7 protein-coding genes are annotated in these 12,536 nt (G+C 43.7%); 5 read left to right on the top strand and 2 right to left on the bottom strand.

The genetic code is table 11. The features are described from left to right. Nucleotides 1–1,420, bottom strand: a 1,420-nt coding sequence (locus AC4II3_RS26545; RefSeq protein ID WP_490722939.1) for a caspase family protein, incomplete at its 3' end; no start/stop codon positions are given. A gap of 25 nt (nucleotides 1,421–1,445) precedes the next feature. On the opposite strand from AC4II3_RS26545, the gene AC4II3_RS26540 reads away from it, so the two are divergent. Continuing rightward, complete coding sequence (locus tag AC4II3_RS26540; protein WP_488015249.1) at nucleotides 1,446–2,048, top strand: Uma2 family endonuclease; 603 nt, start codon at nucleotides 1,446–1,448, stop codon at nucleotides 2,046–2,048. 138 nt (nucleotides 2,049–2,186) lie between these two features. On the opposite strand, the gene AC4II3_RS26535 is transcribed toward AC4II3_RS26540, so the two are convergent. Continuing rightward, on the bottom strand, nucleotides 2,187–5,768 hold the full coding sequence (locus AC4II3_RS26535; RefSeq protein WP_488015247.1) for a DUF7379 domain-containing protein: 3,582 nt from the start codon (nucleotides 5,766–5,768) through the stop codon (nucleotides 2,187–2,189). Nucleotides 5,769–6,518: 750 nt separating this feature from the next. On the opposite strand from AC4II3_RS26535, the gene AC4II3_RS26530 reads away from it, so the two are divergent. The 4 genes from AC4II3_RS26530 (at nucleotide 6,519) to AC4II3_RS26515 (ending at nucleotide 12,469) form a co-directional block, all read left to right on the top strand. Continuing rightward, a complete protein-coding gene (locus AC4II3_RS26530; RefSeq protein ID WP_488015245.1) occupies nucleotides 6,519–6,797 on the top strand; it encodes a hypothetical protein in 279 nt (92 codons plus the stop codon). Nucleotides 6,798–7,200: 403 nt separating this feature from the next. After that, the gene (locus AC4II3_RS26525; protein ID WP_488015243.1) at nucleotides 7,201–7,527 is read left to right on the top strand and encodes a tetratricopeptide repeat protein; all 327 of its coding nucleotides are present in this window, start codon (nucleotides 7,201–7,203) and stop codon (nucleotides 7,525–7,527) included. A 505-nt stretch (nucleotides 7,528–8,032) separates the two neighbouring features. Continuing rightward, entirely contained in the window at nucleotides 8,033–8,230 is a 198-nt protein-coding gene (locus AC4II3_RS26520) for a cyclic di-GMP-binding domain-containing protein, MshE-related (RefSeq protein WP_488015241.1), read from the top strand. Nucleotides 8,231–8,437: 207 nt separating this feature from the next. Continuing rightward, nucleotides 8,438–12,469, top strand: a complete 4,032-nt coding sequence (locus AC4II3_RS26515) for a two-partner secretion domain-containing protein (protein ID WP_490722938.1) — start codon at nucleotides 8,438–8,440, stop codon at nucleotides 12,467–12,469. Nucleotides 12,470–12,536 lie beyond the last annotated feature (67 nt).

Below are 12,536 nucleotides of genomic sequence, written 5' to 3'. Positions count from 1 at the left end.
AGTTAAGTTCTTCCCCGACACTCCTTTTGCCAGCATCCTTGACTTGGGGTTCAAAGTCAGACCGTAGGGATAGTAATACCCGTAATTTATCCCCATGGGCATTTATGGCTGTCAGTATCTGTTGGAAAAACTCCTTACGCTGATCTAAGTTTTGACAGAGTGTAATTATTTCTTCGCTTTGGTCAATAAACAGTAATACCTTAGAGTTGGGGTGATTTTTTGCCCAAACATCAATGCTGATTGCCAGATTATGCTGGGGGTTTTGTGGCTCTACCCCTGGTAACTTAGCATCAGTCAGCACATTATTTAATAGTTCCAAGGGCGTCTCACCAGGACGGAGGGTTGGCAAAATACACCATTTCTCGGTCTGAGATTGCCGTAGTTTGGGAATTAATCCGGCCTTGACCAAGCTAGATTTACCGGAACCAGAAGCACCCAACACCACTGTAAAGGGATTAGCTTTGACAAAATCTTCTAACTTTTCTATTAGTAATGTTCTACCGAAAAACAGTGAACTATGTTTCTCGTTAAAGGAGTTTAAACCCTGATAAGGATTTTGTGACTTATCTAATGGTGGTGCTGGAGGTAAATTAAGTTCATGTCCCGGAGAAAGAAAGATATATTCTCCCTTATCATGTTTGTTTAAACACGATATACCCGGGGTTTGTCGTAAACGGCATTTTTCTGTGGCAATTTCGATTGTATCCCGTAAATATAAATATAATTTTGTGGCTGTAATTACCCCATCTCCAGCCGGTTTACCCTGTTGGCCACCAGGAATTATATCTGCTGCCCCTTCAAGGATGTTTAATAATGCACTAGCAAAAGGGGAATGATTACCGACTTGACCGCGTTCGCTATCTAAAGTAAAGTTATCTAAGGCTTTTTGATCCGAGGCTGAGGAGGTAAGGATTTGCCAGGCTGGGTCAGTAATAAAACGGTCGTATCGTTCTTTGTGAATTACTTCTGGGCATGTTAATAAATCCCTAGTATTGGACCATTTAAAAGCACCAGCAAAACAGCAGTCCAGGATACCCAAGAAATGACGACAGGGTAATTGAATTAAAGCATCATGCAACTTCGTCATGGGCAGATAACTATTAGTATCCCCCAGTTTGGCATCTTGAGGAATTAAGTAACCCGCCGGACCATCATCCCCATTGAGAGCGACGCCATGACCAGCAAAGTAAAATAATAAGCGGTCATTTTCAGTAACTTCTTCGGGTAAGGTATGGGATAAAAATTTGTTAAAGTTGGACAGAGTGGCTACTTCGTCTAAGCATTCCCAAACTTGGTAATCATGCTTTTTGCGGAGAATTTCTGCTAGTTTTTTGGCATCGTTTACGGCAGTGTTTAGGGAAGAAATGCCATTGGTATAGTTATTGATACCAATGATCAAGGCGAGATTGCGAGCAAACATATTATTCTCAAATGACTTCTGACTAATGACGACGCTACTTATTCAAACCCAAACTGTCCCTGTGATGGTCAATCTTCCTGGGATCATCCCCATGACTCTCGCCCAGTTTTCTGAATTCTGTTTAGCCAATCGAGATCTACGAATTGAGCGCACCGCCAGTGGAGAAGTTGTGATTATGCCCCCAGTCTTTTCCGATACAGGCAATCGGAACCTCAAAATTTCTCAACAATTGGCTAACTGGGCTGATCGCGACGGTACGGGTGAAACCTTTGACTCCAGCACTGGCTTTACCTTACCCAATGGAGCGATCCGCTCTCCAGATGCCTGTTGGATTAAACTGGAGAGCTGGAATGCTTTAACGGAGGAACAGAAAGCTTCTTTTGCCCCCATTTGCCCCGACTTTGTGATCGAGTTACGTTCCGCTAGCGATACACTCAGTGCCTTGCAAGAGAAAATGCAAGAATACCTTGACAATGGCACATCCCTGGGTTGGTTCATCGACCGCCAAAACCGGAAAATTTACATTTATCGTCCTAATCAGAAACCAGAGATTTTGGACAATCCTGAAACCGTTAGCGGTGCTCCGGAACTGGCGGGGTTTGTGCTAAACATGAGCAAGATCTGGTGAAAGCAATTTACGATCATTGACGTAGATTCTGGCTTGGTTGAGATTGATAGCTCGGTTGGCTATTATTGGATGACTTTACTATCCACCAACCAAGACTAGCGGCTACTAATACCCCAACTACCCCCAAAATCAACCATTTTACTGGTTTTTTTTTGGAGAATTAGTAGTTATATCATTAACCACAGGATTTGCCACAGTAGTGGTTGTAGCTCCGACGTCAGATGTATTTTCTAGAGCTTGAATCACCGCCTGGGAGAGGGCAGTTAACCCCACCGGATCAGTAAAATATACCAGGTGATTGCAGCCAATTTCCTGAATCGTCGGTTGTGGGTTCCGCTCTGAAGCTACGCTTTTTATACTTTGTACTGTTACGGCGATATCATTGGGTTGATCAAAGAAAGCCAGGTTTATAGGTTTCTTAAATAACTTATGCATTAGTCGTTTTAAGGGACTAGAGGCTTGATTTCGCTCTGCCTTCAGGGCGGCGGGAAGAATCGATGTATTACCAGCAATAATTGAGTAAGGTACTTTGGGGTCGGGACTTGCTGCTAATTTTTCCAAGAACTCAGAAGTGGGATGCATCTCGTCTAGGGAAATATCAATGGTTTCAATTCGATCAGGTAATTGCTTAATAGTTTTGAGTAACGTCCCCATCATTGGTACTGGTATGGGAAATTTTAACAGCCCATTTAAACCAATACTTAAAGTAGCTAATGCCCAATCTTCAATTGCAGACCAAGGGGAACCAGCATTGGGTGTACCTAGCATAATTAAATGCCCAACCATCTGATTACCTCCTTCTTGTTCAATAAACCAACGAGAAACCAAGCCTCCCATGGAATGGGCGATAATGTGCAAGGTTTTACCGTGGTTCTCCCCTAACCCTACAGCTTCTAGCCTCTGCTTGAGCAATTTAGCATTCTCTACAATTGAGGTATTGATATTCTCATAATCATAGGTGAGTACTAGGTCATATAGTTCTCCCAGAGGTTTTTCTGTTCCATCCACCTCAACCTGGGCGGAGCGGAGGCTGGGCAGCATCTTCTCGGTATCACCAATAATACCGTGTACGTAAAGGACTATGCGTTGGGCTTGGGCAACCTGGGACTTGACTTGTTCAACCTCTTTTGTGTAGTTAACCTCTCCAGAGGAAGTGACATCCGCTGCTGCCAAGATTGGGTAAGTGAACTCTAGCCCCAGTTGTTTAAACACTACTTTTTGGAAGAAAATTCGGATCGAACCCCCCAAGCTGCGGCTACCTTCACTAATTGGTTCTGTTAAGCGTTCCAGTAAAATCTCCGTTTTGCCCTCCGGAGTAGACCGAGCCCGTCCCAAAGGCAGGAAAAACTCCCCATCGTAGCTAATGGGTAATAGTTCTTCATCAGAAGCAAGGGGTCGATCAACAATCACTTTCAGGGGATTGTTGGGTGTAACCGCTGACGGATTTTCCACCTCTGTTAATTCCAAGGCGCTTAAACCGGGATCCGTTCCCCGACTGCTAGTAAACTCAAAGGAATTAATGGTCGGATGGTCTTCCCGCAGTATCGGTGGTAAGATATGATTACCTAAATCCCTGGTTGACTGGGGGATAGTGCTGAGCCGTGCCTTGGCTATGAATTCGGAATCTGTGGTTAATTTCACATTTGTTCCCGGCAAAACTGACTCATCTCCTCTGCTAATTTCAGCTGTGTGTAGAGGACGCACGGTAGTAATGCTAATTTGGCTAGTAAACCAGTCATCATAGATTTCGTCTTCTTCGTCTTGGCTGGAGAGGTCACGAGTGGGAATCTTTTTCATCAAGCGGTTGAGGGTACCATTACCGCGACGGCTTGTATGGACAAGACGTTGTTTAGGTAAGTCAAGTTCTCCTTGTTCGAGCAAAGTGGCATCAAATTCCGTCGAGCAAACAATCAGTTTGAGAATATCTTTAACTTCCGTAATCCCCGCTTTTTCCCATAGTCGTTTGGGAACTGAAGCAACAATAGCTTTGCCGCCCATAGCCCAGGCTTCATCTCCCTCTTTCCCACTTGGCTCCAGCCAAATTCCGCCCCCATCTAACAACTCAGATGAGACGGCGTAACGGTCGGTTAAATCCAGCAGAGCACAATACAGTGGTTCATCGCTGGTGTTTTTCAGCTTAACTTTGAATCGGGGCGATCGCCACCGGCCATTTTCCTGTTTATATTCCAGGCGAATGTCAGTATCTAGTAACAGTGACCCATCCTGTTGGTAAACCAAGATTTGCACGGCATCGGGGCGAATGCGGCTGGTGGCTGGGCTAGCCATTTCACTGATATTCAGCCAACGGGTGATATGTTCTAATCGCTCAATCGCCTGCAAGGCAGTGGCATTGGTGTAACCTGAAATGGCAGCCACTAGAGGACGGTCATCCGCTGGTTGTGTAATTAAATAGTGTCCATCACGAGCCAGTAACTGAAACTCGGCTTCTTCTGGGGTTGCCACTTCCCGAACATACAACGAAGGCTGATTGTTAGAGGTATTGAGTAGGCTGGTACGGGCTAATTCTACACCAGCTGGTTCTCCTGACAATAAAACCCCTTTCGGTGGCAGGGGCAAACTGGTAATGACTGCTTTCCAGGTCATTTCGGGATTTAAATCCCCAAGACCACTAATTTGAATTGTACTGAGCTGGGGCATTACTTCTACAATTTTTGCCTCACCTACTGCCGTTGAGAGTTCACGTAGTTGCTCTGTAGGGGTGTCAAAGGGAAATAATGCCAGTATTGTGGTCTGGTCTCGAACAGCTTGAGGAATGCCGTGAACCGCACCACCATCAATCACCCAGTCGTGGTTTTTGTCATAGAAGACAGTAAAGTAGGGTGTGCGGTTAGCGATCGCACCGCCGAGAAAAGGTTGGTCTAAATAACTATTATCCGTAGCTTCGATTTGGGGAGATTGGCCGTTGATCTTACAGCGGACTAGGGCATTGGCACGCTTGAATAAGTCTCGATAAGTCAGGCTGCCATTGGCTTTGTTCAAGGTATCCTGCAAAAAGTAAGAAAAGGCACCTCTTGATTGCCCATCGCCGTTGTACTCTTTCGCCGTCTCAGTATCTCGACAAGCGGATAGGACGATATGTTTTCCTTTGGGCAAACTCCAACCACTAGGATTTTTTTCGGGGCTGACCTCAGCTGATAATTTGTCAGTTTCACTCAAAGCGAAAATAAAACTATCCAAGGGTCGCTGGCGTTGGTTAGTGGAGCTTTTACGAACTCCTGTTTCTGCTTCTAGTTCGCCACGGGTCCCAGCACCAGAATGACAGCAGTCTAAAATAATAACAGTGTGGGGGTTCTTCTCGTCTACCTCAGAAATTAGCTTGGCTAACTCCTTATCCGCCAAGTCCCAAACGCCGTCATGGCGACTGTCATAACAGACTAAGGTTTCATTCAATCGCTCTGGTTCTATTTCCCAAAACTCTTCTGGGGCTTGCTCTTGAGCGCCATGTCCCGCGTAGTAAAAGAAAGCTACATCTTCACTGCTAGCTTGACACAAATGCTCCCGGAAACCATCAATAATTCCCTGACGGGTAGCATCTTGGTTTAAAAGTGTGCGGATGTGTAGTTGATATCCATCTGTAGCGACCCGCCCTTTCAAATAGTCTTGCATTCCTAGGATATCATTGACACAGCCATTCAAAGGAGAAATAGGACGACGATATTCATCAATCCCTACCAGCAGTGCATAGATATTGTTGGTCATAGTGCTCTTTATGTCAATACATCGATAGAGTCTGCATCACGAAGTCTGGGAGCAGGTCGATTTTGTAAGAACACTTGAACTACAAACCCTTGAACTATAGTGTGTTCTGGGCTTCAGTAGCAGTTATCACTCATTTGAGTACATTTGTTCTGCGAATTGTACATGCTCCCTCAGTAACTGTATAGCATTGCTTGCATCTTTTAGTTAAAGTCTTCTTGAACTTTGAGAGCTAATTTGTAAAGGAAATATGAATAAGTCTGAAAACCTTGCTATGATTCTCTTTTGGGTATTAAATAGTTCAAATGTTCTAGTTTAGCCCAAGCCTTATCCTACAAGGTTTAGTGCGAGTTTACAAATCAGCTCTAAGTAAATCGAATTTAAATAGGCATAAAATCACCAAGCTTCATTGATAAATTGAACAAAATTGTTGGCTTCTCTAGGGCTAATGCTAATAAAAATAACCAGATAAATAATTAACATTAAGCTTAATGTATTGAACTCTCTCATTTCTATTTTCCTCAGAATAGTTAGGGATTAAATTAGTGATTAACTTACTGATTGAAGGTATAATAGTAAGGATTAGTAAGTATTCAGCTATCAACAGCTGATAGCTGACAAGGGTAGCTTTTCAACTAGCCCGTTAGCCCTAGACTGAATCCTGACATAGCTGTCGTTTAGAACTCTCCAATTAACAAGCTTTAATCAACTTCCTCTAGTTTCGTAGCTTTTTCAGGTTTTAACAGTACCCTTGTGGGTACTCTTAATCCTGAAACTGTCAGCTTTAGGACTGTGATTCGTCAAAATCCAAATCTCTATCCAAAGCTAGCTATACAGGAGTTTTTCCCGATTCCCGATTCCCGAACCCAATTGAGAACTGCTATATTGGGTGGCATGGGTGCCTACAGCATTGAACTTGCTATCTGCCTAGCTTATAACTCCCTTGGATTGTGCAGTCGTTTTCTTTTGTCTGTTAGTTTTCAGGTGCAACCCGTGGCGAATTTAATAATTAGATGCGGAAAGCCGACCTAATTACCTTTTTCTCTGTTCACAGATTTTTCACTCTACCCTGATAACATAGCGTACTGGTAGTTAAGTGTAATAGAGGTTATTACCTCTATTGTTATTCACGTGTTATTCAGAGCTGATTGACTGACAAAACTCCTACAAACTATGGTGTCGCTGCTATCCCGCTAGGGATAAAGGGTTGGAGTCGCTTGAAACCGACCTTAGCTATGAGCTGTGGACTTAAATCTATGGCAGGTTTGATAGCAAAGCCCAAGATTTTTCAGTGAACCAGTATTCAAAGACAGACTACGCCAGACTCAACCCTCATCTTTATATGCCCAAAAGCCGGGATGCTTGGGGATTGGTCAATAACATCTAAATCGGTAGCTCCTGAGTAGTTTGTAGCTACCTAATAATTAAAGTAGCAATGGATAAGCCAATGGGAATTTTTAAGCCACGTCAGCAGCCAAAAGAAAGCAATGCTCAAAGTGCTAATTTTTACTACTTTAGAGGAATTAGCCATGTAGTGGTGGGCAGATTTCAAGCAGCCATTCTGGAATTGAATGAAGCAATTGAGATTGACCCCAACCATGCTGCTGCCTATGACAACCGTGGAATGTGCCTTCGAGAATTAGGAAAGCATCAAGAAGCCCTAGCAAATTTTCAAAAATCAGCGGAAATTTATCAAAAAAAGGGTAAAATTGCAGATTATCAAAAGATAATAGCCAAAATTCACGACCTTCACTCACGGTGATGAACTTAAGCCTGTGTAGTGAATGGTATAGGGCTAGGGGCAATGGCATTGGCAAAAGTTAACTGCAGGTGCGCTTTCCGGTTCAGGACTGACACAAAACTGGGCACTAAACGCTACAAGTAGTAGGGTACGTTAACAACGCACCCTACAGATAGGGTCACTACAGAAGTCCTGAATTCTTACTTTTGCTTTTTTCATAAATTTTCACAAAGCGCCTGATTAACTAATGGGTTGTTCAAAGACTATGCACGATTGGCAAGCCTCGCCAACGGCATCCATTGATTAACTCATTTATAGCGTTTCTATATCCCATAAGGTACAAAATTTTCCTAAATATCCCTTAATAAGCGGGACTTTGAGGTTCATAGCCGTACCTCACAAGTCGTAGAATTGCTATAACAATCATTTGTCAAATTTTATTGGTCTTTTTTCCTTTTTCCAAAGTTAATTGGAAATTGACTAATGACCAATATTCGATTATTACTTCAAACAAAAGCACCCTGTCATGCAACTTGGTAAAATTCTAGTCCGTAAACGACTTATTTCTCCTATTCAACTCAATACAGCCCTTGAAATTCAGTCTTTAACTGGGATAAAATTAGGAGAAATTTTGGTAACTAAAGAATTGATTGAATCTCAGGATTTGGAGCAAGCACTGTTGGAACAATATTGGCGAAAAAATGGGTTTTGGGTGATTGACTAGTACCCCTGGCCAAAATTCAAAATTCAAAATTCAAAATTCAAAATTCAAAATTCAAAATTATTCTGGGTTTTGATAGCTTTAAATGGTATATTGGGATTGGGTGCATCTCAATCGATGAAATTAGGCAGAAATTCTAATAAAACTCCCAAACTCCTCACACTCCTCATACTCTCCACACTCCCCGCGCCCAGCTGTATCCAAGGTTTTTTGGCAATTTGGTATTTACATCTCAAATACCAAGGCTATAATTACCGAAATGTTATCTCAAGCAATGACTTGAAGCTGAATATGGCAGCAGGAAAGTTTGCGCTCACCCCCACTGCAGCAAGGGTCAGGGCAATATCGCTGACCCTAAGTGGGGTAACTTTAGCCATTTCGGGAAACTGTGTTTTGGCCGACTATGCCTTGGCCGACATGGTTGTTCCGGATGGGACTTTGGGTAATGAATCCTCTGTGGTGATACCTAATACCACTGTCCGAGGAGAAATTGGGGATGTGATCGAAGGTGGCGCAACACGAGGTGCTAACCTATTTCACAGTTTCCAGGAATTTAATGTTGGGGAACTGCAACGGGTTTATTTTGCTAATCCCTCTGGAATCGAGAATATTTTAACACGGGTAACCGGGGGAAATCTATCCAATATTCTAGGCACTTTGGGAGTAGATGGTGCAGCAAATCTGTTTTTGCTAAATCCCAATGGTATTGTGTTTGGAGCCCAGGCGAGATTAGATGTAGCTGGTTCGTTTTTTGCGTCTACTGCTAATAGTTTGGTATTTGGTGATGGGCTAGAATTTAGTGCCACATCCCCACAAGCTCCGCCACTGTTAACGATTAATATTACTCCAGGATTGCAGTATGGTAAGTATGACCCCAGGACAACCATTACAAATGCTGGGAATTTAGCAGTAGGAAAAGATTTAACTCTCGCGGCTGGCAACCTGGATTTACAGGGTCAACTCGAAGCTGGTAGGAATTTGACTCTGTTGGCAGAAGATACGGTCACCATTAGCGATAGTGTAGCGCAACCCTTTGTGGCCAATGCCGGTGATTTGTTGGTAATCCAGGGAAATCAGTCAATTACTATTGCAGCAAAGAACCATTCCGATAGCGGTTTATTTGTTGGTTCCGATTTACGGTTGCGTTCGCATAATGCCATAGCAGGAGATACTAACTATACCGTTGGCGGAAATATCATCATTGAGCAGTTGGATGGTAACCCAGGGAATTTCATCAGTCCCAATGATCCGATAATTCTGGCCAATGGGGATGTCAGTTTAGGAAACTATACCGGAGCATCACTGCATATTTTGGCAGGAGGTAGTGTTACCGTTGGGGACATCGAAATTAACTCTACCGATACCGGGGATAATGCCATTAGCCCTAGTAACTCCAATCCGTTCTTGGCTAGTCTAGCTAATGTCACCTTGTCCGACGAAGCGAGAACCTCTGTAGTGATTGATGGCAGTAACAAACCTACCTTAGATATCCGGGCTGGCATAGATTGGACATTACTCGGCGGTTTTCCAGGAAATACCGATAGTGGTAACTTTGTCCCTAACTTTGAGAGTGCTGCTACTAGTGCAAATATCAAAGTTGGTGAGGTCTCGATTAATGTTCCCAATGGACTGGTATTGTTAACCAACCAGTATCAACCTAACCCATCGTTAGTTAGTGAAACCCTTAAAATTAGTTCAATTCTGACTGGTGACGGTACCGTAGTCACCAATAAGCGTGAGGTAGATCGGAGTAACCAGAGGTTTTCAGGGAATGGTGGCTCGGTCTTTATTGATTATCTTGGGGGAATTGACATAAGCGATTCAGGCATTGATACCTCTTCCGCTTCTGGGACGGCAGGGGATATTACCTTGATTACCAATGAACAACTATCCCTTGATGGAAGTTTCATTAATAGCAATACCTTTGGTATCGAAAAAGGTGGGGATATCACTATCGATACTGGGTCACTGTTGGCCACAGGGGGTGCTCAGATCGAAACCAGTACCTTTGGTCAAGCTGATGCTGGAAAAGTGACCATTGTTGCTGATGATACAGTCACCTTTGAAGGGCAACCAGCAAATGGTCAAATTACTAGAGTTTTCAACATCATAGAAAAAAACGCTATCGGTAATAGTGGTGGTATTTCCATTACCACAGGCTCTTTGTTTGTCAATGATGTTTTCTTGCAGTCGAGGGTTGTAGGACAGGGAGATGGTGGTGATATAACTATTATTGCTAAGGATGAAGTTGTCGTTGACAAGAGCGTTAACTCGATTGCGACCAGAGTGGATCGTGACGGCATCGGCAACGCAGGAGATATATCCATTGATGCGGAATCAGTTACTATCAAAAATGGTGCTAGACTCGTAGCTGACACCCTCGGACAAGGAAATTCCGGCAATATATCTGTAACAGCTCGCGATACAGTTACCATTGACGGGGTAGCAAGTAATACTAGAGTAGCCAGCGGTTTGCGCTCTCGGGTTGGTCAGGATAAAGTAGAACAAAACGATAGCAACCAATCACAAGCTGAAGGTGGTCGTGGCAATATCACCATCAAGGCAAAGTCAGTTTTTGTGACCAATGGTGGTCAATTAAGCACTGATATCAATGACCGAGGCAATCGTGACAAGACCGATGAAAATGGTGGCAACATATCAATTTTTGCTGAGGATGACGTTATCTTTGATGGCGTTGCTACTAATGAAAACGGTAATTCATTTTCAAGTATTATCTTCACTCGAGTTACAGATCAAGCAGTGGGCGACGGTGGTAACGTATTGATTGATGCTGGGTCAGTTGCCTTTACTAACGGTGCTGAGATAATTTCCGAAACCCGTGGCAAAGGAAACGGGGGTGATGTGGAAATAATAGCTCGCGATCGCGTTTTATTTGACGGAGTAGTTTTCTTGGGCAACGATAACAATACAGTAGATAGTGCCATAGTTACGAATGTTCGAGATAATGGCGAAGGCAATGGTGGCGATATCCGCATCACGGTTACAGAAGGTTCATTGGTGATTACTCAAGGGGCTAAGTTAGAATCTCAATCTAGAGCCAAGGGAGATGGTGGGGATGTGATCATTTCCGTTGGTGATCAGGTGTTAATAGACGGAGTTGGTATTAATGACCAACCTAGTCGGATCTTGACTGGTGTGAATTCTAAATCAACAGAGGGCAACGGTGGTAAGATTCAAATTGACGCTAATTCCATTTCTGTCACTAATGGCGGGGCCATAGATGCTAGCACGAGTAATAATGGTAACGGTGGACCTATAGACTTAAACAGTAAGACACTAACTGTTAATGGTGGAGTTATTTCCAGCGCTGCACAAGAGGCAGCTACTGGTGAAGCCGGTACTATAACAATTGATACTGATGCCCTCAAGGTTGAGGATGGAGGGGAAATAACAGTCACAAGTGAGCAAGGGGTAGCTGGCAATCTCAACATTACAGCTAATTCCCTGTTGCTTAACGAGGGAAAACTTTTAGCTGAAACTCAACTGAATAGAGGCGAAGATGGAGCGAATATCACACTAGACGTATCAAACTCAATAGTGATGCTTAACGAAAGCCTAATCTCCGCAGAGGCTTCCGAAAAAGCTAAGGGTGGCAACATTACTATTAATACCGACGTCTTAATTGCCTTTCCCCCAACTGGTCCTGATGGTAGCGATATCATTGCCAAAGCTGCACAGGGACAAGGTGGTGAGATCACCATTGATGCCGAAGATGTCCGCTTGATTGAGGAGCGTGAAGCCATTGATGGAAATCGCACTAATGATATTGATGCCAGTTCTGAGTCTGGTCCACAAGGAATAGTTACCATCAACACCGGTAATCTTGACCCCTCTCGGGGATTAGATCAACTACCGAGCAATTTCAGTGATCTATCATCACTGATTGTTGCTAGCTGTCCGAGAAGTGGCAAAATCTCAGAAGATCAACTTGGTGAATTTATCGTTACTGGACGCGGTGGCATTCCCCCCAGTCCCCTCGACCCGATTATTGGTCGAACTATTATTGCTGATTGGGTGACTCTAGAGGATAAAACCCGTACTGAAACTGATAACAATGACAGTAACGCTCCCTCGACCGAACAGAAGTCTCAGCGCAAACGGATTGTAGAAGCTCAAGGCTGGATGACTGGTCCCGATGGTACGATTATTCTCACCTCTTTCCCTACCGATACCACTAGCCCACCCAAGCCTTGGTATCACTATTTGTCTTGTCGGGATTGATAGCAATGGGCCAACGGGAATCGGGAATCGGAACCCACCCCTAACCCCTCCCAGGAGGGGAACGGGA

Source organism: Moorena sp. (assembly GCF_982860115.1).
Note: the sequence above shows the minus strand (reverse complement) of the source record. Positions and strands in the feature narration are given on the sequence as shown.